Below are 21,152 nucleotides of genomic sequence, written 5' to 3'. Positions count from 1 at the left end.
CGATCCGACCGTCCCACCGAATGCCCTGGAGCGATCCGGCCGGGCTCACCGAATGCCCCGGAACGATCCGGCCGGGCTCACCGACCGACCCGGTGCACCGGGTCGGCGGGGTCCCGCAGGGCGGACCGGCCCCGACGACCGCACAGGCCGGTGCGCACCCGTCAGTCCCGCTCCACCACGGCGGTGACCAGTACGGCGACCGGTGGGTGGCCCTCCACGGCCGCCGCCACCGCCGTGCGCACCGCCCGCGCCACATCGAGGGCCCGGTGGTCCCCGGCCGTCGCCACCTCGACCCGCAGATGATCCGCGCCGGTGTGCACGGCACTTCCCAGGACCTGGGTCAGCGCGACGACACCGGGCACCCCGGCGGCGGCGGCCCCCGCCGCCCCGCCGCTGTCCTTCGCGGCCCGTACCTCGTCCTTTGCCGGTGCCGTCACCCGGTCGGGCGTGTCGTCCTCCAGCAGCCCCGTCACCCTCAGGTCCACCTCGGTGACCAGCAGGCCGAGCCGGGCGGAGGCCGCGGTCATCAGCGCGGTGCGCAGCGCCTCGGCGGCATCCGGCAGCGGCCGGTCGGCCGTGGCCGCGAATTCCGCCTCGATCCGCAGCGGCCCGGACGGCAGGGCGCTCGGCGGCGCCGGAACCCCCGCGTCCCCGTCCGCCCCGTCCACACCCAGGACCGTTCCGTCCGCTTCCATGGCCACCCCGATTCTGAGCCTGCCGAGTACCGCGCCGGGTCCGGCCGCCGCGCTCCGCAGCACCGAGGCCGCCGCCCGCTCCGCGATCCAGACGCCGTCGGCCGGACCGCCCAGCGGGAGCAGACGGCCGAGGCCGAGCCGTTGACGTACCGCCGCCGTCCATCCGTCGGCCTGCTGTGGGCCGTGCGCCGTTGTCATTGCTCCACCCTGCCGCATCCACGGCGCGAGACGGGGCAAGCGCACCTAATGTGGGCAGGGAAGTCCATACCTGTCCCGAAGGGAAGAACGGCGATGACTGACACCCCACAGCGGAACCGGCCCGAGAACCTCGGCAAGGACACGGGCGACGACCGGGGCAAGAGCCCGCTCGGCAAGCGTGGCGGGGGAGACCCCGCCACCCGTGGCCGTACCACGATCGCCGACGGCGTGGTCGAGAAGATCGCCGGAATGGCCGCACGTGATGTCGTCGGTGTCCACGCGATGGGCAGCGGCCTCTCCCGGACCTTCGGGGCGGTGCGCGACCGGGTCCCCGGCGGCGGCAAGTCCGTCACCCGCGGGGTCAAGGCCGAGGTCGGCGAATCGCAGACCGCACTGGACCTGGAGATCGTCGTCGACTACGGCGTGTCCATCGCCGATGTCGCCCGCGATGTACGGGAGAACGTTGTCGCGGCGGTCGAGCGCATGACCGGTCTCGAAGTCGTCGAGGTCAACATCGCGGTGAGCGACGTCAAGCTGCCCGATGAGGACGACGACGAGGACGAGCCCGAACCACGCCTCCAGTAGGTCTCCGCCGAAAGGCAGTTGAGGAGTCACGATGAGCATGGCTGTGGTCGGCCTGTTGGCCGGCATGGCGCTGGGATTCGCCGGGTACTTCGGCGGGTTCGGTGCCTTCCTGCTGGTGGCCGCGCTGGGCGCGGTCGGCTTCATCGCCGGCCGTTTCCTGGACGGTGACCTGGAGCCCGGCGACTTCTTCCGGAGTCGCGCGCGCGGCGACCGGCGACGGTGACGGCGGTGACCGGCCGGGTCGCCGCCGCCGGACGCGGACAGACCCGGATCGCCGACCGGGTCGTCGCGAAGATCGCCGCGCAGGCGGCGAAGGAAGCGGTCGACGAGCCGCCCGAGGAGGGCTCGTCGCCGCGCGCCACGGTCACCGTTCACCGGGACTCCGCCCGGGTACGGGTCAGTCTGGAGCTCGGCTACCCCAGCGACCTCGGCCGCCAGTGCGGTGCGGTGCGTCGCCGTGTCATCGAGCGGGTGAAGACCTTGGCGGGGATGGAGGTGCCCGAGGTGACGGTGCAGATCGAGCGACTGCACCCCGCCGGATCGAGCGCCGCGGCACAGGGGAGGATCCGATGACCGAACCTCATGAGCCGACGGGCAGCACCCAGCGGCTGCCCGCGACCGGCCGGCAGAGCGACACGGACGTGCGCGAACCGGACGGGGGCGCGGGGGCGTCCGCCGCCCACGACCCGGTACCCGCACCGGAGAAGGGCGGAGGCAGAGCGGGCCGGTTCTGGTCGGCGCGCCGGATTCCGGCGGCCCTGCTCGCCCTGGTGGTCCTGGGCGGCGCCGGTCTGCTGCTCTACGACATCGCCGCGGTACGGGCGGACCGCCCGGCGATGCAATGGCGGCGCTCGCTCGCCGACGATCTGGCGGAACGGCCGCTGGACAATGTCTGGGTGCTGGTCGGGGCCGGTGTCGCGGCCGCACTCGGCCTCTGGCTGATCCTGCTCGCCCTCACCCCCGGACTGCGCGATCTGCTGCCGATGCGCCGTGACCGTGCCGGTGTACGGGCCGCACTCGACCGGACCGCGGCCGCCCTGGTCCTGCGCGACCGGGCCGTGGAGGTGTCCGGGGTGCAGTCCGTACGGGTCCGGATGGGGCGCGGCAAGGCGGCCGTGCGCGCGGTGTCCCACTTCCGGGAACTCGACGACGTACGGACGGACCTGGACGCCGCGTTGGGGGCGGGAATCAAGGAACTGGGCCTGGCCAGGCAGCCGAGTCTGTCCGTCCAGGTCCGCCGTCCGACGAAGAAGGGGTGAACGGCGTGCTCAGGACCGTCAACCGGGTACTGCTGGGCCTTGCCGGGCTCCTGCTGATCATCGTGGGCGGCGCCGTGCTCGCCGTCGGCCTCGGTGCGTCGCTGCCGTCCTGGTGGCCGTGGGACGGAAAGCACGACGTGCTGCTCAGCGAGGCCGACCGGGACCGCTGGCGCGACGACGGCTGGTGGTGGCCCACCGTCATCGCGGTCCTCGCCGTCCTGGTCGTCCTCGCCCTGTGGTGGCTGCTCGCCCAGCTGCGGCGCGCCCGCCTCTCGGAGGTGCTGGTCGACAGCGGCGACGGCGAGGGCGCGGTGCTGCGGGGCCGGGCGCTGGAGGGCGTGCTCTCCGATGAGGCGGGAGCCCTGGACGGGGTGGCCCGCGCCCAGGTCGCGCTGCTGGGCCGGCGCACCGCGCCCCGGACCAGGGTCCGGCTGCTGATGGAGCCGCACGCGGCCCCGGAACAGACGCTGCGGGTCCTCTCCGACGAGGCGCTGGCCCACGCCAGGGAATCGGCAGGGCTGGCCGAACTGCCCGCCGAGGTACGGCTGAAGGCCGTCAAGCACCGTGCGGAACGGGTGACCTGACGGCCCCTCGCGGGGGCCCTCCGCCCCCGGCACGAACTCCTTCGGGCGGGGGCGGGACCGGTCTCAGAACCCGTGCCGTGAGCCGCCGTCGACCGGCACCATGATGCCCGTGAGATAGGACGCGGCGGGGGAGAGCAGGAAGGCCGCGGTCTTCCCGAACTCCTCCGGCGTCCCGTAGCGGCGCAGCGGGATGCGTGCCTCCTTGGCCGTACGGGCAGCCTCCGCGTCGCCGGACAGCGCGTCCAGTTCGCGTACCCGGTCCGTGTCGATCAGCGCGGGCAGCACCCCGATGACGCGGATGCCGCGCGGGCCGAGTTCGTCGGCCAGGGACTTGGCGAAGCCCGCCAGGCCGGGGCGCAGCCCGTTGGAGATGGTCAGCCCGGCGATCGGCTCATGGACCGAGCCGGAGAGCACGAAGCCGATGACCCCGCCCTCGCCGAGGGCGGCGGCCGTCGTCCGGGCGAGCCGCACGGCGCCCAGGAACACCGACTCGAAGGCCGTCTGCCACTGGTCGTCCGTGTTGTCCGCGAGGAAGCCGGGCGCCGGACCGCCGACGCTGATGAGGATGCCGTCCAGGCGGCCGAACCGTTCCGTCGCCGTGTCCACCAGACGCTGCGCCGCGCTCGGGTCGGCGTTGTCCGCGGCGACCCCCACGGCGTCCGGCCCCAGTTCGGCGGCGGCCTCCGCGGCCCCCTTCTCGTCCCGGCCACTGATGATCACCTTCGCCCCGTCGGCGGCCAGGGCACGCGCCGTGGCGTTGCCCAGCCCACGGGTGGCGCCGGTGACGATGTAGACACGGTCCTTCAGTCCAAGATCCATGGCCCTATCCTGCCGCGTCGTCGGCGGTGAGGGCGACAGCGCTGTTCACCAGTCCGATGTGGCTGAAGGCCTGCGGGAAGTTGCCCAGCTGGCGCCGCGCGACCGGGTCGTACTCCTCGGCCAGCAGCCCCACGTCGTTGCGGAGCTCCAGCAGCCGCTCGAACAGCTCCTCGGCCTCGGCCGCCCGCCCGATCCCGCGCAGCGCGTCGGCCAGCCAGAACGAGCAGACGATGAAGGCCCCTTCGTCGCCCGGCAGCCCGTCGCCGGAGGTGCCGTCGGTGCTGTAGCGGCGTACCAGGCCGTCGCGGCCCAGCTCCTTGCGTACCGCGTCGACGGTGCCGACGACCCGGGGATCGTCCGGCGGCAGGAAACCGGTCCGGACGATCAGGAGGGTCGAGGCGTCCAGCTCGCGCGAACCGTAGGACTGGGTGAAGGTGTTGCGTTCGGGGTCGTACCCCTTGGCGCAGACCTCGGCGTGCACGGCGGACCGCATCGCCCGCCACCGCTCGGCGTCGCCCGGCAGGCCGGGGTTCTCCTCCAGGGTGCGCACCGCGCGGTCGGCGGCGACCCAGGCCATCACCTTGGAGTGCACGAAGTGACGGCGTTCCCCGCGGATCTCCCACAGCCCCTCGTCCGGCTCGCGCCAGGTGGACTCCAGGAAGCCCAGGAGGCTGAGCTGAAGATTCCAGGCGTGCGGCTTGTCGGCGATTCCGGCCTCCCTGGCCAGCCGGAGCGAGTCGATGACCTCGCCGTACACATCGAGCTGCCGCTGCCGGACCGCCGCGTTGCCGGTGCGGACCGGCCGGGAGTTCTCGTACCCGGCCAGCCACGGCAACTCCGTCTCCGGGAGCCTGCGCTCGCCCGCCAGGCCGTACATGATCTGGAGATCGGCCGGGTCCCCGGCGACGGCCCGCAGCAGCCAGTCCCGCCAGTCCGACGCCTCCTCCACATAGCCGGCGGACACCAGGGCGCCGAGGGTCAGCGTGGCGTCCCGCAGCCAGCAGAAGCGGTAGTCCCAGTTCCGTACGCCACCGATCTCCTCCGGCAGCGAGGTGGTCGGGGCCGCCACGATGCCGCCGGTCGGTCCGTAGGTGAGGGCCTTCAGAGTGATCAGCGAGCGGAGCACGGCATCGCGGTACTTGCCCTGGTACGTGCATTTCGCCGACCACTTCGCCCAGTCGGCCAGGGAGTGCTTCAGCGCCTTGTGCGGGTCGATCAGTTTCGGGCGCGGCGAGTGCGAGGGGTGCCAGGTGAGGACGAAGGACACCGACTCGCCCTCGGCGACCGTGAACGAGGAGCAGGTGCTGAACTGCTGCCCCCACGTCTTGACCGGGGGCTCGCTGCGCAGCCAGACGGAGTCGGGACCCGCGACCGCCACCCGGTGGCCGTGCGAGCGGCGCATCCAGGGCACGACCGAACCGAAGTCGAAGCGCAGCCGCAGGACGGAGTGCATGTCGACACTGCCGCTCACCCCTTCGATGATCCGGATGACGTCGGGCGCCTTGTCGCGCTGCGGCATGAAGTCGATGACCCTGACCGTGCCGGTCCGGGTCTCCCAGTACGTCTCCAGCACGAGCGAGTCACCCAGATAGCTGCGCCGGGTGCAGGTGTCCGTGCTGTCCGTGCCCTTGGGGGCGATGCGCCAGTGGCCGTTGTCCTCATCGCCGAGCAGGGCTGCGAAACAGGCGCCGGAGTCGAAGCGGGGCAGGCAGAGCCAGTCGACGGAACCGTTCCTGCCGACCAGGGCCGCGGTCTGGAGATCGCCGATGAGGGCGTAGTCCTCGATACGTGGAGTCACGCTCTGGCGTGTTCCCTGACCTGCGCCCGGCTAAGCAGACCGGTAGGCGCGCGAGGTGGTTTCCGCGGTCTTCTAGGCGGTCGCGGGCTCGGGCTGCTCGGCCGCTTCGTCCTGCGCGGCGGCCTGCTTCGCGGCCTCCAGACGGTCGCGCTTCTCCCGGCGTACGAGAATCACCCAGCCGACCGGGACCCCGGCGGCGAACAGCCACCACTGGACCGCGTACGCCATGTGCGGGCCGATGGAGCTGTCGTCGGGGGAGGCGATCGGCTCGGGCGTGCCGTCGGCCGGCTCGGGCGAGGTCTGCTCGATGTACCCGCCGAGCACCGGCCGGGAGAGCAGCTGGGACTGCTGGGAGCTGTTGATCAGCATCACCTGGCGGTCCGGCAGGCCGGCCAGGTCCTTGATGCCGCTGCTGCCCGTCGTCTCGTCGGCCTTGAGCCGGCCGGCGACGGTCACCTCGCCCCTGGGCGCGGCCGGGACCTTGGGGAACGCCTGCTGGCTCGCGGCGGTGGGGATCCAGCCGCGGTTGACCAGGACGGTGCCGCCGCCCTTGAGGTCCAGCGGGGTCAGGACGTGGAAGCCGATCCGGTCGTCGTCCGAGGTGCGGCGCCGTACGACGACCTCGTGCGCGGTGTCGAACGTCCCCGTGGCGGTGACCGCGCGCCAGTAGTCGGCGCGCGGAACGGTGTGTCCCGGAGAGGTGATCCGGGCGACCGGGACCGGATCCGCCTTGAGGTTCTGCGAGATCAGGGAGTTCTGCGCGACCCGGTGCTGGTGCCGGTGCAGCTGCCAGAAACCCAGCTCGACCATGGTGGGAATCAGGACGAGCGTGAGGAGGGTGAGAATCACCCACTGCCGGGTCAACAGGAAGCGGTACACCCCATGACCGTACAACCGGGGTCATGGGGTGCGGCACTCAGGGGTGGGGCCGGAGCGGCCCCGGAGAGGAACGTTCCGTCATGCTTTGTCCACGATGCCCGCCTTCCCCTCGGCGCGGGCGCAGTGACCGCCGCAGTACCAGTGACCGTCGACCTCCACGCCCTGGCCGATGACCTGGACCCGGCAGTGCTCACAGATGGGCGCCATGCGGTGAATGGCGCACGAGAAGCAGTCGAAGACATGCACCGCGCCCTGCGCGTGCACCTCGAAGGACATCCCGTAATCGTTTCCGCAGACCTCACAACGTGCCATGCGCCACAGGGTGGGACGCGGGGCGACGGCGGGCGAGCGGATGCCGGGCGAGTCGCGCCCGGTTCACTCCGATGACGGTGCGGGCGCGGGCGCCGTCGCACCCGGAGAAGCGGGCGGGGGAACGGACGGGGAGGCGGGCGCGTCGGCGGGGGCGACATCGCGCAGCAGATGGGTGAAGGCGCTCTCCTCCAGCACCGGTGTGCCGAACGACTTCGCCTTCAGCGTCTTGGACGTCGCCGCGTCGGGGTCGTTGGTGACCAGCAGGCTGGTCAGCCGCGACACACTGGTCGCCACATGCAGCCCGGCCTCCACGACGCGGTCCTCCAGCAGCTCACGGTCGATCGAGGTGTCCCCGGAGAACGCCACCCGCATGCCCTGCCTGAGCGGCTTGTCCTTCTCGTACCGCCCCGGATTGGGATACGGGCAGGCCGGCCTCTTGCGCGAGGGCCGCCAGCTGTTCTGCTGGTACGAAGCCTGGTACCCGACGCGCGGGGTGACCGGGGAATCGGACCACTCGGTCAGCGGGCGGCACTCCAGCAACGGCAGCCGCACCCCGCCACGGGCGGCGGCGTGCAGACTCGGCCGGAACGCCTCGGCCAGCACCCGGGCGTCGTCCAGGGCGTGGTGGGCGTGCTGCTGCACGACGCCGAAGTGGGCGGCGAGCGAGGACAGCTTGTGGTTGGGCAGCGGCAGCCGCAGCTCCTTGGCGAGCGCGATCGTGCACAGCCGCTGCTCGACGGGCGCGACGACCGCGGCGCGGGCGTACTCCCGGGCGAGCATCGACCAGTCGAAGGCCGCGTTGTGCGCGACGAGCACCCGGTCCGCGAGCCGTTCGGAGAGCGCGGCCGCGACCTCCGGGAAGAGCGGCGCGCCCTCCAGCACCTCGCTGGTCAGACCGTGGATCCAGACGGGACCCGGGTCCCGCTCCGGATTGACCAGGGTGTACCAGTGGTCCTCGACGTTGCCCTGGGCGTCGAGACGGTAGACAGCGGCGGACACTATCCGGTCGTCTCGGGCGAGTCCGGTCGTCTCCACGTCGACGACCGCGTACCCCTGTGGGTAGGCGGTCGGCCACGGCGCTGCAATCTGGCGGTCGTCGAGCATGGTCACAGAGAATACGGGCCGCGACTGACAGTCCCCTATTCGGCCGTCTCCGCGACCGGTGGCCCCGGGCGGGTCGGACCGGGGCCGGAGCCCGTGAATGAGACCCTCCCCGGGTGACGGACGGACAGGTTCACGACGAACCCCACAACAACGTACGCGGCTCCCGGCTGAACTGGCTCCGGGCCGCGGTCCTCGGCGCCAACGACGGTGTGGTCTCCACCGCGGGACTCGTCGTCGGCGTCGCCGGAGCCACCGGCGACCGCGGCGCGCTCCTCACCGCGGGCCTGGCCGGACTGCTGGCCGGGTCCATGTCCATGGCGGCGGGCGAGTACGTCTCGGTCTCCACCCAGCGCGACTCGGAGAAGGCGGCGCTGGCCACCGAGAAGCAGGAGCTCCAGGAGGCCCCCGAGGCCGAACTCGTCGAGCTCACGGGCCTGTTGCAGGGCAAGGGGCTGAGCGAGGAGGTCGCCCGCGAGGCCGCGGTCCAGCTCACCGAGCGCGACGCGCTGCGCGCCCACGCGGAGGTCGAGCTGGGCATCGACCCGGACGACCTGACGAACCCCTGGCACGCGGCGGGCGCGAGCTTCCTGGCGTTCACCGTGGGCGCTCTGCTGCCCCTGCTGGCGATGGTGCTGCCGCCCTCCTCGCTCCGGCTCCCAGTCACGGTGGCGTCCGTGCTGGTGGCGCTCGCCCTGACCGGCTGGTGGAGCGCCCGCCTCGGCGACGCGGCCCCCGGCCCGGCGGTGCTGCGCAACATGTGCGGGGGAGCGGTGGCCATGGGAGTGACGTACGGGGCGGGGGCGTTGCTGGGGGCGGTGGGGGCCTGAGGGCTGTCCGGGCCGTGCTCAGGGGAGGTGGACGATGCGCTCCTGCGTGAAGAGCTCCGTGCCGAGGACCGGGACGCCGCGGCCGGTTCTGATCGTGAGCCCGTCGAGACTCACGAGCGGGCCGAGGTCGATGGGGGCATGCGAGGGGTCCACATAGAGGTGCAGCTCCGTCAGCGCGGTGAGGTCACGCAGCGGTGCCAGCCCGGACGAGGACAGCGAACAGCCTCTGAGCGTCAGGGTTTCCAGTGAGGACAGCTCGGCGAGTTCCGCCAGATCCAGTGGGTCCTGGAAGTGGATGTCGAGCCGGGTGAGCCGTCGCCCCAGGGCGGCGCGGCCGAGTTCCGGACAGTGCACCCGGCTGTAGAGACCGAGCTCGTCGAGGTCGGGCCACCGGTCCAGGCCGTCCAGGCTCATGCCGTCCGTTTCCTTGCCCAAGGACAAGGACCGCAGGTGAGGGCCGAGAGGAAGTTCGCCGACACCGGCGACCGGGAACCGGTGGTCGAGATGCAGCCGGCGGATCTCGGCGAGCGGCTCCAGCTGGGCCGTCGGCACGTCCGGGTGCAGTCCGACCAGCGAGAGCCAGCTCAGCGGAAGGGCGGCCAAGGGGCTCAGGTCGCGCACCGCGGGGCACAGGCTCAGGCCCAGCTCGGTGAGCGAACGCATCGAGGCGAGCGGGCCGAGGTCGGTGAGCGTCTCGTTGGCGTAGACGAAGAGCCGATGCAGTCCCTGCCGGGAGAGGAGCGGTGACAGGTCTTCGTGGTCGCCCTGGAGCCGCATGTTCCGGGCCTCGGGGACGTACCGCAGGGCGGCCGTCATCTGCTCGTCGGTCGCCACGGGGAGATCGACCTCGTCCCAGGTGCGCGCCGCCAGTACCTCCCGGGCGTAGGTCTCGGTGTCGAAGGCGCTCCAGCCGTCGCCCAGCTCCTGCGCGACCCACTCCCGCGTGTCGTCCCGGTACCGCTTCACCACGCCGTACGCCGCGTCGCCCCCGATCAGGGCCGCCGTCCGCACCACGAACCCCGCCGCGTACTGGTCCTCCACCTCCTCCGGCCCCGGCAGCAGTTCGAGGACCAGCTCGCCGACCTTCGCCAGCTCCTCCGGCTCCCGCGGAGTCCGGGGCGGCAGCAGCTCCGCCGTCCTGCGCTCGACCTCCGCCCGTACCGCCGGGTCCAGCTCCGGCGCGTGCGCCAGGCTCGCCGCCGCCAGCAGCACCAGCCGGTGGCGGTGCCTGCGGACCTGGTCGGACCGCTTCAGCAACTGCCGCAGCAGCCGCCCCCGTTCCTCCACCCGCGCGTGCCCCACCGCCATCTGCACCACGTCGTCCCACTGGTCGTCGTGCGCGTGGCGCACCAGCACCCCGAAGTCCCGCGCCTCGACCGCCGCCTTCGCGCCCAGGTAGTCCTGGAACGTCCGGTGGACGAACCCCACCGCGCCCGGCGCGGGTTCGCGGAGCAGACCGCTGCGGATCAGCAGATGCGCGAACACCTGCTCCGGCGTGCCCCGTACCTGGGACATGGACGCCATCCACTCCGCGAGCATCGTCACGACCTCGTCGTGCTCCGCCTCCGCCAGCCCGTTGCGGATCAGCCAGTACGCCAGCCGCTGGAGCAGTGCCGTCTGCTCCTCCCGGGTCAGGTCCACGCCCTCGACGCCGATGATCTCGCGCTCCGAGTCGCGGCGTACGAGCAGCATGTCCAGCGCCGCGTCGTACAGCTCCTTGCGGGCCCTCGGAAGCTGCATCCGGCGGTCGCGGTTCAGGGCACAGAGCAGGGCGCACATCAGCGGGTTCGTCGCGAGCCGGCCCAGGTCGCGCCGGGTCCCCACGGCATGCCGCAGCGAGCTCTCGTACGTGTCGAGCTCCTCGCGCTCCTCCGGCGACCGGCACTCCGAACGGGCGGCCCGGTGCCAGTGTCCGACGAAGGCGCGGATGTCGTCCCGCTCCATCGCCAGCAGCGTGTGCGCCTCGAAACCGGCTCCGGACAGCCATCCTTCGGGCACCGCCGACGGCCTGGTCGTGACCACGTAGCGGGCCCGCGGATAGGCGGCGATGAGGTCCTTGAGCCAGCGCTCCGTACGGTTGCGCAGCCGCTGCGGAACCTCGTCGACCCCGTCCACCAGGACCAGCGCACGGCCGTCCGTCAGCAGCCGGTCCACCCAGCCGGCCGGGGCCGCTCCGTGCAGCGGGATGCCCGCCGCGCGCAGGAAGTCCTCCGGAGCGGGCAGCGTCTCCTGCGCGGTGAAGGCGCGCAGCCGCAGCACGAACGGCACACAGCGGTTCCACCCGGCGAGTTCGTCGCCGAACGTGCGGCGAGCGGCGTTCAGGGCCAGCCACTGCACCAGCGTGCTCTTGCCCGAACCCGCCGGACCGCGCAGCAGCAGCCGGTCCGTCCGCCCCAGCGCCTGCTCGATCCTGACCGTCACCCGCTCCGGATGTTCCGGGCCGACGCCGCCGGCCCCGCCGAGCGCGGCACCGTAACCGCTCACCGCCAGACTGAGATAGGCCGTCTCCAGCGGCCATTCGCCCGCCGACCGCCCGAGCGTCAGGCCGAACAGTCCCATCCGGCTGTTGGCCGTCGCCACGAAGTCCGCGTAGCGCCGCTCGAAGTCCATCGCCGCCGCGTCGGGGCGCGGGCCGACCCGGGAGCGTACGTCCTCCATCAGCTCCCGCGTCCGTCCGGCCTCGCGGACCTGCTCCACCGCCGCCCGTGCCGCGAAGGAGGGGTGCGCGGTCAGCTGTTCCACGGCATGGGCGCAGCACCGGCCGAGCAGCTCCTCGTACAGTTCGGCCGCACGCGAGGAGAGCCCGGCGGCGGGGGCCGACAGCTCCGCACAGAGTCGGCCGGGATCCAGCTCCAGGGCGAACAGCCGCTCCGCGCCCAGCTCACCCGCCGACGCGAAGGTGTCCTGTACGGAGGCGAGGGCGGCCAGGCGCTCGTGCTCGGGCAGATCGGCGTACGACTCCGCCAGACGCCTGCCGAGAACCTTCGCCAGCCGGTCGGGCTTCGCCGGGCGGGGGAGCGGGCGGACCGGATCGGTGACCAGCCCCGCGCCCGGCCTGGGGGTCAGCAACGCCCTGGCCACCGACCCGAGGACCGTGGTGGCCAGCCGAATCAGGGCAACTTCCGTACCGGACACGTGCGTTCCTCCCCGTTTCGACGCGCGTGCCGGAAATCCTACGACGGGACGATTGGCGGAAGGTGCCAAATACTGCTGACGCCATGTCTCGCATACTTGTCGGTAACAACGTCTAGCCCTGGCAGACCGGCGGCTCTACGGTGCTGGGATGGAGCCGAACCTGCCCGATGTCGTGCTGTGGTCGATACCGGCCTTCGTCCTGCTCACCGTGATCGAGATGGTGAGCTACCGGTTCCATCCGGACGACGAGGCCGCCGGATACGACACCAAGGACGCCGCCACGAGCGTCACCATGGGGCTCGGCAGCATCGGCTTCGACCTGCTGTGGAAGCTGCCCGTCGTCGCGATCTACATGGCCCTGTACGAACTGACCCCGCTGCGCGTGCCCGTCCTGTGGTGGACGATCCCGCTGATGCTGCTGGCCCAGGACTTCTTCTACTACTGGTCCCACCGAGGCCACCACGTCATCCGGATCCTCTGGGCCTGTCATGTGGTCCACCACTCCAGCCGGAAGTTCAACCTCACCACCGCGCTGCGCCAGCCCTGGACCTCCGCGACCGTCTGGCCGTTCTACCTCCCCCTGATCGCCTGCGGGGTGCACCCGGCGGCGCTCGCCTTCTGCCAGTCGGCCAACCTCGTCTACCAGTTCTGGGTGCACACCGAGCGCATCGACAGGCTGCCCCGGCCCTTCGAGTACATCCTCAACACGCCCTCCCACCACCGGGTGCACCACGCGTCGCAGGGCAGCTATCTGGACCGCAACTTCGGCGGCATCCTGATCGTCTGGGACCGGCTCTTCAAGTCATTCACCGCCGAGACGGAGCGACCCGTCTTCGGGCTCACCAAGAACATCGCCACCCACAACCCCCTGCGCGTCGCGACCCATGAGTACGCGGCCATCGCCCGCGACGTACGGGCGGCGGAGAGCTGGGGCGAGCGGGCCGGGCGGATCTTCCGCGGCCCGGGATGGCAGCCCGCGGCCGTCGCCGGCGCCACACCCGCCCCCCTGCCGGCCCCCGGCACTCTCCCCGCCGTCACTCAAGGCACCACGTCCGCCTCCGCCTCCGTGCCCGCCCCGAAGCGCGCCGCCGCCCCCGAGGCCACCCGATGACCGCCGAGGCCCCCGGACGCGGGCAGCGGTTCGCCCGCCCCCTGCTCATCGCCTTCCTCGTCGCCGCGGCCGTCGACCTCGCCGGACTGCTGGCCGACGCGGGGACCGTCCACCTCGTCGCCAAGCCCCTGCTGATGCCGCTGCTCGCCGCGTACGCCGCGGCCCGCGGCGGCCCCGGGCCGCTCATCGCCGCCCTGCTCTTCGGCTGGGGCGGCGACACCCTGCTGCTGCCCGACCACGACCTCGCCTTCCTCGCCGGCATGGGCTCCTTCGCCGCGGGCCACGTCTGCTACCTGTGGCTGTTCGGCCGCGCCCGCGCCCCGCTGCCGATAGCCCTCGGATACGCGGTCGTCCTCGCCGTCTTCCTCGTACTGATCTGGCCCGATCTGCCGGCCGAACTGCGCGTTCCGCTGACCGGCTACAGCCTGCTGCTCACCGCCATGGCCTGGCGGGCGGGCGCGCGGGGCCGCCGGGCCGCGCTCGGCGGCGCGCTCTTCCTGCTCTCCGACGCGCTCATCGCCACCGGCATCGCCCACTGGCCGCAGCTGCCCGTGCCCGACTTCTGGGTCATGCTCACCTACATCGCGGCCCAGCTCCTGCTCACCGTCGGGATCCTGGCATCGGGGGCGAAAGCGACCGATGCCGGACCCGGGGCGTACCGTGAGCGAAGTATCAGCAGATGAGATGAACAAGGACCCCCACGCATGCGCGCCACCGTGATCCACGCCCCCCACGACATCCGGGTGCAGGAGGTGCCGGACCCGACGATCCAGCAGCCCACCGACGTGGTGCTGCGGGTCCTGCGGGCCTGCATCTGCGGCAGCGACCTGTGGGCCTACCGCGGTGAGTCCGCCCGGCAGCCCGGCCAGCGCATCGGCCATGAATTCCTCGGCGTCGTCGAGGAGGCGGGCTCCGGGGTCAACGGCTTCGCCGTCGGCGACCTCGTCGTCGCCCCGTTCGTCTGGTCCGACGGCACCTGCGCCTACTGCGCGCAGGGCCTCACCACCTCCTGCCCGCAGGGCGGCTTCTGGGGCTCCGTGGGCTCCGACGGCGGGCAGGGCGAGGCCGTGCGCGTGCCGTTCGCCGACGGCACCCTGGTCAAGCTCCCGGCCGCCGCCGCGTCCGACGACCGGCTCCTCACCGCCCTGCTCGCCCTCTCCGACGTGCTGGGCACCGGCCACCACGCCGCCGTCGGCGCGGAGGTACGCCCCGGCAGCACCGTCGCGGTCGTCGGTGACGGCGCGGTCGGCCTGTGCGGGGTCATGGCCGCCAAGCGGCTCGGCGCCGAGCGGATCATCGCGCTGGGCCGGCACCCGGCCCGCACCGACATCGCGCGCGCCTTCGGTGCCACCGACGTGGTCGCCGAGCGCGGGGACGCGGCCCTCGCGGCCGTACGGGAGCTGACCCGCGGCGAGGGCGCCCACTGCGTGATCGAGGCAGTCGGAACCGAGCAGTCGATGCGCACCGCCATCGGCATCGTCCGCGACGGCGGCTCCATCGGCTACGTCGGCGTTCCGCACGGCAGCGGCACCGGTCTGGACCTCGGCGTCATGTTCGACCGGAACATCGCGCTGCGCGGGGGTGTCGCCCCCGTACGCGCGTACATCCCGGAGCTGCTGCCCGACGTGCTGGACGGCACGATCGACCCCTCGCCCGTCTTCGACGTGACCGTCGGCCTCGACGAAGTGCCCGGCGGTTACCAGGCGATGGACGAGCGCACGGCCCTGAAGGTCCTCATCAAGCCGTAGCCGTACCCGCCCGTCAACGGGACAGCGGAAGGGGCCGGAAGCACGTGCTTCCGGCCCCTCCCCGTCCCATGCGATGTCAGCGGCGGACCGCGTCCAGCGCGTCCACGATTCCGGCTCCGTAGAAGCCGTTGTTCTGCTTGCCGCCTTCGCAGACCGCGTCGATCTTGCCGTCACCGTTGTAGTCGTACGGCGCGCCGCACGCGGTGGCGTCGGCCTGGTGCGTCAGCAGCCACTTGACCTGGGCCGCCGAGGCGTACGGGTGCGTCGACTTGATCAGCGCCGCGACTCCCGCGACATGCGGGGAGGCCATGGACGTACCGGCCTTGTAGCCGAACTTGCCGCCCGGCAGCGTGGACAGGATCAGTCCGCTGGTGGCGGGCGGGGCGGGGGTCTGGTAGACCGTCGAGTCGCCGCCCGGGGCCGCCACGTCGATGATCCCGCGGCCGTAGTTGGAGTACGAGGACTTCAGGCCCTTGGCGCCGGTCGCGGAGACCGTCACGACGCCCGGCACCCCCGTCGGGATGTCGAGGCACTCACGCGGGTTGATCGTCCGGGTGACCGGCTCCGTGTCGTTCGGGCTGGTCACATCCACGATCTCGTCGGCGGCGAGGTCGTGCTGGGAGTTGCCGGCCGCGGCGACGTTGACCGTGCCCCGGCGCTCCGCGTACTTCGAGGCACGCGCGACGGCCTCGACCAGGGCGCCCTGGTCCGGGTCGTTCTTGCAGTTGAACAGCCACGGGTCGGTGTAGTAGCTGTTGTTGGTCACATCGACGCCGTGCTCGGCGGCCCACACGAAGCCACAGACGACGGCCTCGGTGTAGAAGAACCCGCCCGGGTTCGAGACCTTGATACCGGAGACCTTCACGCCCGGCGCGACACCGGTCACGCCGACGCCGTTCTTCGCCGCGGCTATGGTGCCCGCCACATGCGTGCCGTGGTCGCTCTCGCCCGCCGCCGGACGCCAGGATCCGTCGGTGGTGTCCGGCGCACCGGAGACACAGTTGGCCGAGGCCGCGCGGTCGAAGTTCGGGGCCAGGTCCGGGTGCGTGTCGTCGACACCCGTGTCGATCACGGCGACCGTGACCCGCTTGGAGCCGAGCGACTTCTGGTGGGCCTTGTCCGCCTTGATGGCGGGCAGGTCCCACTGCAGGGGCTCCAGCGGGTCCTGACCGGCGGTCGCGCCCGCGGCGGCGGCCTCGGCCTGCGCCGCGGTGAGCGGCTGCGCGGCGGCGCCGACGTCCTTGGTGGCCTGCGGCACGATCGGGTTGGTACGGGTCGCACCGGCGGAATCGACGCCCCTGACCCGCCTGAGGGTCTTGCCGAAGTCCGGGTTCTGCGAGTGGGCGACTATGACACCTATCTGTTCATAGGCGATCACGACCGTGCCACCGGCCTTGGCTATCGCCTTCTTCACCTGCTTGACGGTGCCGTGACCGCCCTTGGTGTTGACGACGTAGGACAGCTTCGGGCCGTCGGCCGGGGCGGCCGCCGACGGCTCGTCCGCCGGGGCGGCCGTGGCCGTCGCCGCCGGGAGGAAGCCGAGCGTGGCCGTGAGAGCGAGTCCGACGGGCAGCGCGAGTGCGCGGGTCCGTCTGGATGCCAGATGAGCCATGGGTTCTCCACATCATCCGTGCCAGTCGACCGGACACCTGGCGTGTTCGGTCGAGTACATGACGAGTGAAGTTATCGCTGATCATCCCGGCGCATCAATGAGTACGGGCAAGTGAGTTCGAAGAGTGGCCGGCTCGGGTGCGTGCGAACGGGTGAGCCGGAGACACCGAAAGCAGCGGTGAACCGCTTCGTCGTCCCCTCCGTGCCGTTGTCAGAGGAGTCGCATCACTGCCCCTCCCCGACACCGAGGCTCCCCTGTGAAAAGCACCGCCACCCCTGTTACCGCACCCCCGTCGCGAGGAGATTCCGTGGCCACCGATGCACCGCCGCCCCCAGGAAGTACGGACGGCAACCCTGTTCAGCCCACGACCGAGGCGTTCGCCGCGGTGCAGGAGAGCGCGGAGTTCGCCGAACTGCGCCGGGCGCACCGCTCCTTCGCCTTCCCCCTGACCGTCGCCTTCGTCAGCTGGTACCTGCTCTACGTACTGCTCTGCAACTACGCGGGCGGCTTCATGAGCACCCAGGTCGTCGGAAACATCAACATGGCGCTCGTCCTCGGGCTCGCCCAGTTCGCCACCACGTTCCTCATCGCCTGGCTGTACTCGCGCCACGCCGCCCGCAAGCTCGACCCGAAGGCCGCAGCGATCAAGTCCCGTATGGAGGCCGACGCATGAGCGCCGCCGTCGCACATCCCGCTGTCCAGCTCGCCGCCGAAGGGGCCGGCGAACACCGGACGCTGATCATCACCCTGTTCGGCGTCTTCGTCGTCGCGACCCTCTTCATCACCGTGTGGGCGGGCCGCCAGACCAGGAGCGCCGCCGACTTCTACGCGGGCGGCCGCCAGTTCACCGGATTCCAGAACGGCCTCGCGGTCTCCGGCGACTACATGTCCGCCGCGTCCTTCCTCGGCATCGCGGGCGCCATCGCGCTCTTCGGCTACGACGGCTTCCTGTACTCCATCGGCTTCCTCGTCGCCTGGCTCGTCGCCCTGCTCCTGGTCGCCGAACCCCTGCGCAACTCGGGCCGTTACACCATGGGCGACGTCCTCGCGTACCGCATGCGCCAGCGCCCCGTCAGGACCGCCGCCGGTGCCTCCACCATCGTCGTCTCGATCTTCTACCTGCTGGCACAGATGGCCGGCGCCGGGGTGCTCGTCTCGCTGCTGCTCGGCATCACCAGCGACGCCGGGAAGATCGCCATCGTCGCCCTGGTCGGCCTGCTCATGATCGTGTACGTCACCATCGGCGGCATGAAGGGCACCACCTGGGTGCAGATGGTCAAGGCCGTCCTGCTGATCGCGGGCACCCTGCTCATCACCTTCCTGATCCTGCTGAAGTTCAACTTCAACATCTCCGACCTGCTCGGTACCGCCGCCAGCAACAGCGGCAAGGGATCGGCGTTCCTGGAGCCCGGCCTCAAGTACGGTGCCACCGGCACCTCGAAGCTGGACTTCCTCTCGCTCGGGATCGCCCTGGTCCTCGGTACCGCGGGCCTGCCGCACATCCTGATCCGCTTCTACACCGTCCCCACCGCGAAGGCCGCCCGTAAGTCCGTGAACTGGGCGATCGGCATCATCGGCGCCTTCTACCTGATGACGATCGTGCTCGGCTTCGGCGCCGCCGCCCTGCTCAAGCCCGGCGACATCATCGCCTCGAACAAGGCCGGAAACACCGCCGCCCCGCTCGCCGCCCTGGAGATCGGCGGCGGCTCCGGATCCACCGGCGGTGCCATCCTGCTCGCGGTGATCTCCGCCGTCGCCTTCGCGACCATCCTCGCCGTCGTCGCCGGACTCACCCTGGCCTCCTCGTCGTCCTTCGCGCACGACATCTACGCCAACGTGATCCGCAAGGGGAAGGCCACCGAGAAGGAGGAGATCCGCGCCGCCAAGTGGGCCACCGTCGCCATCGGCATCGTCTCCATCGGCCTGGGCGCGATGGCCCGCGACCTGAACGTGGCCGGACTCGTCGCCCTGGCCTTCGCCGTCGCCGCGTCGGCCAACCTCCCCACGATCCTCTACAGCCTGTTCTGGAAGCGCTTCACCACCCAGGGCGCCCTCTGGTCCATCTACGGAGGTCTCGCCTCGTCCGTCCTGCTGGTGCTCTTCTCGCCGGTCGTCTCCTCCAAGGCCAGCTCCATGTTCCCCAGCGTCGACTTCGCCTGGTTCCCGCTGGAGAACCCCGGCCTGATCTCCATCCCGCTGGGCTTCCTGCTCGGCTGGGCCGGCTCGCTCCTCTCCAAGGAAGAGCCCGACAAGGGCAAATACGCCGAGCTGGAGGTCAAGTCCCTCACCGGCGTCGGAGCCCACTGAGAGCGGAAATCCCCCGGAACGCTCGGCGGATCGCGCACCCCCGGCCCCGGCCGCGTCGTAGGGTCCTACGACGCGGCCGCGCCACACCTCGTGGCAATCGGGCCCGCTCGATGTCAGCTCTCTCGCGTAGTCTCGAAAGAGTCAGCAACCGAGACCGCGACCGCGGACGGACACCACCGGGGGAGGGGGCCCACAGTGCTCATCGACACCTACGACCGAGTAGCCACCGACCTGCGCGTCTCTCTGACCGACAAGTGCAACCTCCGCTGCACCTACTGCATGCCGGAAGAGGGCCTGCAGTGGCTGGGCAAGAGCGAGCTGCTGTCCGACGACGAGATCGTCCGCCTCATCCGCATCGCCGTCACCACGCTCGGCATCACCGAAGTCCGCTTCACCGGCGGCGAGCCCCTGCTGCGCCCCGGCCTCGTCTCCATCGTCGAGCAGTGCGCCGCGCTCACCCCGCGCCCGAGCATGTCGCTCACGACCAACGGCATCGGGCTCAAGCGGACCGCCGCCGCCCTCAAGGCCGCCGGTCTGGACCGGGTCAATGTCTCGCTCGACACCCTGCGCCCCGACGTCTTCAAGACGCTCACCCGCCGCGCCCGGCACCAGGACGTGCTGGACGGCCTCGCCGCCGCCGGTGAAGCCGGACTGACCCCGGTCAAGGTCAACTCCGTCCTGATGCCCGGCCTCAACGACGACGAGGCCCCCGACCTGCTCGCCTGGGCCGTCGACCACGGGTACGAGCTCCGCTTCATCGAGCAGATGCCGCTGGACGCCCAGCACGGCTGGAAGCGCGACGGCATGATCACCGCAGGAGACATCCTCGCCTCGCTGCGTACGCGCTTCACCCTCACCGCCGAGGGCGAGGACTCCCGCGGCTCCGCCCCCGCCGAGCGCTGGACCGTGGACGGCGGCCCGCACCGCGTCGGAGTGATCGCCTCCGTGACCCGCCCGTTCTGCCGGGCCTGCGACCGCACCCGGCTCACCGCGGACGGTCAGGTCCGCACCTGCCTCTTCGCCCGGGAGGAGACGGATCTGCGCGGCGCCCTGCGCTCGGACGCTCCGGACGAGGAGATCGCCCGGATCTGGAAGCTCGCGATGTGGGGCAAGAAGGCCGGCTCCGGACTCGACGACCCCTCCTTCCTCCAGCCCGACCGGCCCATGTCGGCGATCGGCGGCTGACCGGTGGCCGGTGCGGGCGACCCGTCCCACCCGGTTGCCGGTGTCAGCGACCGTCGGCCGACGACTCCCACTCCTCCAGCGTCACGACATCCTTGAGGAATCCCCGTACGCCGAGGAACGAGGACAGGTGTTCCCGGTGCTCCTCGCAGGCCAGCCAGGTCTTGCGGCGCTCGGGGGTGTGCAGCTTGGGGTTGTTCCAGGCGAGTACCCACACCGCGGCGGCACGGCAGCCCTTGGCGGAACAGAGCGGTGCGCCGGCGGCGCTCTCGGCGGAAGTCTCGGGGAAGTTCACAGGCTCAACCCTAAACGGCCGCGATCGACCGGAAGTCAGGGCCACGAAAGGCTCTCTGACGCATCCCCTGCCGGAGAAAGGGCGACGCCGAGCAGCCACGGGGGGAGCTGCCCGGCGTCGGTCCGTCGCTCCGACGGGGGATGCGGAGCGCCTACAAAGTATGTCATGGGGACCAGGGTGCGGTGCACCGGAACGTCATGATTGATCTGAGGATTTCTTGAGCTTCGGGGCACCCGGACCGGCCGTCGGCCCCAAGCGCTCAACGGTGCTCGTGCGGCTGCCGGACGTGATCGGCCGGGCCGTCCTGGACGCCGGAATCCGCGGGGCCGGATGCCGGGGCCGCCGCCGGGGCCGCTCCGACGGCGGGCCGCAGCGGTTCCGAGACGAACGTCGACGGCAGTGAAGGCGCGTTCTCCCGGCCCGCGTTGGCGATCACCACCGCCACGTACGGCAGCAGAATCCCCAGCGCGAGCCCCACGATGGCCACATGCCGCTCGACGTTCCACAGGACCGCGGCCAGCACCACCGACACCGTGCGCACGGACATGGAGATCACATAGCGCCGCTGCCTGCCCCGGACGTCGTCGGCCAGGCCCTGACGCGCCCCCGTGATCCGGAAGACCTCCGCACCGTGCTGCTTGCGCATCATGTTCCCACCACCAGATCGCTGTGCCGGACACTCCCAGGACCGGGCCGCGTCCA

General features: G+C 71.6%; 22 protein-coding genes. 12 read left to right on the top strand and 10 right to left on the bottom strand.

The genetic code is table 11. The annotated features are described in order from the left end of the window. Window positions 1–161 precede the first annotated feature (161 nt). On the bottom strand, window positions 162–893 hold the full coding sequence (locus tag OG251_RS08635; protein WP_326676603.1) for a hypothetical protein: 732 nt from the start codon (window positions 891–893) through the stop codon (window positions 162–164). A 93-nt stretch (window positions 894–986) separates the two neighbouring features. On the opposite strand from OG251_RS08635, the gene OG251_RS08630 reads away from it, so the two are divergent. From OG251_RS08630 to amaP, 5 genes are read left to right on the top strand one after another with little or no spacing between them, the layout of a single operon-like run. Then, window positions 987–1,478, top strand: coding sequence for an Asp23/Gls24 family envelope stress response protein (locus OG251_RS08630; RefSeq protein ID WP_326676602.1), 492 nt, complete (start codon window positions 987–989; stop codon window positions 1,476–1,478). Between the two features lie 31 nt (window positions 1,479–1,509). After that, window positions 1,510–1,701 carry a hypothetical protein gene (locus OG251_RS08625; RefSeq protein ID WP_326676601.1) on the top strand — a complete coding sequence of 64 codons (192 nt, stop codon included), beginning with the start codon at window positions 1,510–1,512 and terminating at the stop codon, window positions 1,699–1,701. Further along, window positions 1,698–2,051, top strand: a complete 354-nt coding sequence (locus tag OG251_RS08620) for a hypothetical protein (RefSeq protein ID WP_326676600.1) — start codon at window positions 1,698–1,700, stop codon at window positions 2,049–2,051. The genes OG251_RS08625 and OG251_RS08620 overlap by 4 nt, the downstream gene beginning before the upstream one ends. After that, a complete protein-coding gene (locus OG251_RS08615) occupies window positions 2,048–2,737 on the top strand; it encodes a DUF6286 domain-containing protein (protein WP_326676599.1) in 690 nt (229 codons plus the stop codon). The genes OG251_RS08620 and OG251_RS08615 overlap by 4 nt, the downstream gene beginning before the upstream one ends. 5 nt (window positions 2,738–2,742) lie before the next feature. Continuing rightward, window positions 2,743–3,321 (top strand): alkaline shock response membrane anchor protein AmaP, encoded by a 579-nt coding sequence (amaP, locus tag OG251_RS08610; RefSeq protein WP_399593389.1) that lies wholly within the window; start codon window positions 2,743–2,745, stop codon window positions 3,319–3,321. A gap of 63 nt (window positions 3,322–3,384) precedes the next feature. Here the strand turns inward: amaP and OG251_RS08605 are convergent, their stop codons facing one another. The 5 genes from OG251_RS08605 to OG251_RS08585 all read right to left on the bottom strand — a co-directional run bounded on the left by OG251_RS08605 (window position 3,385) and on the right by OG251_RS08585 (window position 8,239). After that, the gene (locus tag OG251_RS08605; protein ID WP_326676597.1) at window positions 3,385–4,140 is read right to left on the bottom strand and encodes an SDR family oxidoreductase; all 756 of its coding nucleotides are present in this window, start codon (window positions 4,138–4,140) and stop codon (window positions 3,385–3,387) included. 4 nt (window positions 4,141–4,144) lie between these two features. After that, window positions 4,145–5,938 (bottom strand): glycoside hydrolase family 15 protein, encoded by a 1,794-nt coding sequence (locus OG251_RS08600; protein ID WP_326676596.1) that lies wholly within the window; start codon window positions 5,936–5,938, stop codon window positions 4,145–4,147. A gap of 72 nt (window positions 5,939–6,010) precedes the next feature. Next, window positions 6,011–6,817 carry an SURF1 family cytochrome oxidase biogenesis protein gene (locus OG251_RS08595; RefSeq protein ID WP_326676595.1) on the bottom strand — a complete coding sequence of 269 codons (807 nt, stop codon included), beginning with the start codon at window positions 6,815–6,817 and terminating at the stop codon, window positions 6,011–6,013. Window positions 6,818–6,895: 78 nt separating this feature from the next. After that, window positions 6,896–7,129 carry a hypothetical protein gene (locus tag OG251_RS08590; protein WP_073720198.1) on the bottom strand — a complete coding sequence of 78 codons (234 nt, stop codon included), beginning with the start codon at window positions 7,127–7,129 and terminating at the stop codon, window positions 6,896–6,898. Between the two features lie 63 nt (window positions 7,130–7,192). Continuing rightward, on the bottom strand, window positions 7,193–8,239 hold the full coding sequence (locus tag OG251_RS08585; protein WP_326676594.1) for a DEDDh family exonuclease: 1,047 nt from the start codon (window positions 8,237–8,239) through the stop codon (window positions 7,193–7,195). A gap of 107 nt (window positions 8,240–8,346) precedes the next feature. Between OG251_RS08585 and OG251_RS08580 the strand changes: the two genes are divergently transcribed. After that, window positions 8,347–9,060 carry a VIT1/CCC1 transporter family protein gene (locus tag OG251_RS08580; protein ID WP_326676593.1) on the top strand — a complete coding sequence of 238 codons (714 nt, stop codon included), beginning with the start codon at window positions 8,347–8,349 and terminating at the stop codon, window positions 9,058–9,060. 18 nt (window positions 9,061–9,078) lie between these two features. On the opposite strand, the gene OG251_RS08575 is transcribed toward OG251_RS08580, so the two are convergent. Beyond that, window positions 9,079–12,195 carry an NACHT domain-containing protein gene (locus tag OG251_RS08575; protein WP_326676592.1) on the bottom strand — a complete coding sequence of 1,039 codons (3,117 nt, stop codon included), beginning with the start codon at window positions 12,193–12,195 and terminating at the stop codon, window positions 9,079–9,081. 148 nt (window positions 12,196–12,343) lie between these two features. On the opposite strand from OG251_RS08575, the gene OG251_RS08570 reads away from it, so the two are divergent. The 3 genes from OG251_RS08570 to OG251_RS08560 are packed head-to-tail and all read left to right on the top strand — an operon-like array spanning window position 12,344 to window position 15,054. Further along, the gene (locus OG251_RS08570; RefSeq protein WP_326676591.1) at window positions 12,344–13,306 is read left to right on the top strand and encodes a sterol desaturase family protein; all 963 of its coding nucleotides are present in this window, start codon (window positions 12,344–12,346) and stop codon (window positions 13,304–13,306) included. Further along, the gene (locus tag OG251_RS08565) at window positions 13,303–13,989 is read left to right on the top strand and encodes a lysoplasmalogenase (RefSeq protein ID WP_326676590.1); all 687 of its coding nucleotides are present in this window, start codon (window positions 13,303–13,305) and stop codon (window positions 13,987–13,989) included. Before OG251_RS08570 ends, OG251_RS08565 begins: the two co-directional genes overlap by 4 nt. A gap of 21 nt (window positions 13,990–14,010) precedes the next feature. Next, the gene (locus tag OG251_RS08560; RefSeq protein ID WP_326676589.1) at window positions 14,011–15,054 is read left to right on the top strand and encodes a zinc-dependent alcohol dehydrogenase family protein; all 1,044 of its coding nucleotides are present in this window, start codon (window positions 14,011–14,013) and stop codon (window positions 15,052–15,054) included. A gap of 76 nt (window positions 15,055–15,130) precedes the next feature. On the opposite strand, the gene OG251_RS08555 is transcribed toward OG251_RS08560, so the two are convergent. Next, a complete protein-coding gene (locus OG251_RS08555) occupies window positions 15,131–16,666 on the bottom strand; it encodes a S8 family peptidase (protein ID WP_326676588.1) in 1,536 nt (511 codons plus the stop codon). A 307-nt stretch (window positions 16,667–16,973) separates the two neighbouring features. Between OG251_RS08555 and OG251_RS08550 the strand changes: the two genes are divergently transcribed. The 3 genes from OG251_RS08550 to moaA all read left to right on the top strand — a co-directional run bounded on the left by OG251_RS08550 (window position 16,974) and on the right by moaA (window position 20,158). Continuing rightward, window positions 16,974–17,339, top strand: coding sequence for a DUF485 domain-containing protein (locus tag OG251_RS08550; protein WP_326676587.1), 366 nt, complete (start codon window positions 16,974–16,976; stop codon window positions 17,337–17,339). Continuing rightward, window positions 17,336–18,973: a solute symporter family protein gene (locus tag OG251_RS08545; RefSeq protein WP_326676586.1), complete on the top strand. Its 1,638-nt coding sequence runs from the start codon at window positions 17,336–17,338 to the stop codon at window positions 18,971–18,973. The genes OG251_RS08550 and OG251_RS08545 overlap by 4 nt, the downstream gene beginning before the upstream one ends. 195 nt (window positions 18,974–19,168) lie before the next feature. Continuing rightward, window positions 19,169–20,158: a GTP 3',8-cyclase MoaA gene (moaA, locus tag OG251_RS08540; protein WP_326676585.1), complete on the top strand. Its 990-nt coding sequence runs from the start codon at window positions 19,169–19,171 to the stop codon at window positions 20,156–20,158. Between the two features lie 43 nt (window positions 20,159–20,201). On the opposite strand, the gene OG251_RS08535 is transcribed toward moaA, so the two are convergent. Beyond that, window positions 20,202–20,450, bottom strand: coding sequence for a hypothetical protein (locus OG251_RS08535; RefSeq protein ID WP_326676584.1), 249 nt, complete (start codon window positions 20,448–20,450; stop codon window positions 20,202–20,204). A 259-nt stretch (window positions 20,451–20,709) separates the two neighbouring features. Next, window positions 20,710–21,099: a DUF3099 domain-containing protein gene (locus OG251_RS08530; RefSeq protein WP_326676583.1), complete on the bottom strand. Its 390-nt coding sequence runs from the start codon at window positions 21,097–21,099 to the stop codon at window positions 20,710–20,712. Window positions 21,100–21,152: the final 53 nt, after the last annotated feature.

It is taken from the genome of Streptomyces sp. NBC_01237, assembly GCF_035917275.1.
GTDB lineage: Bacteria > Actinomycetota > Actinomycetes > Streptomycetales > Streptomycetaceae > Streptomyces.
Note: the sequence above shows the minus strand (reverse complement) of the source record. Positions and strands in the feature narration are given on the sequence as shown.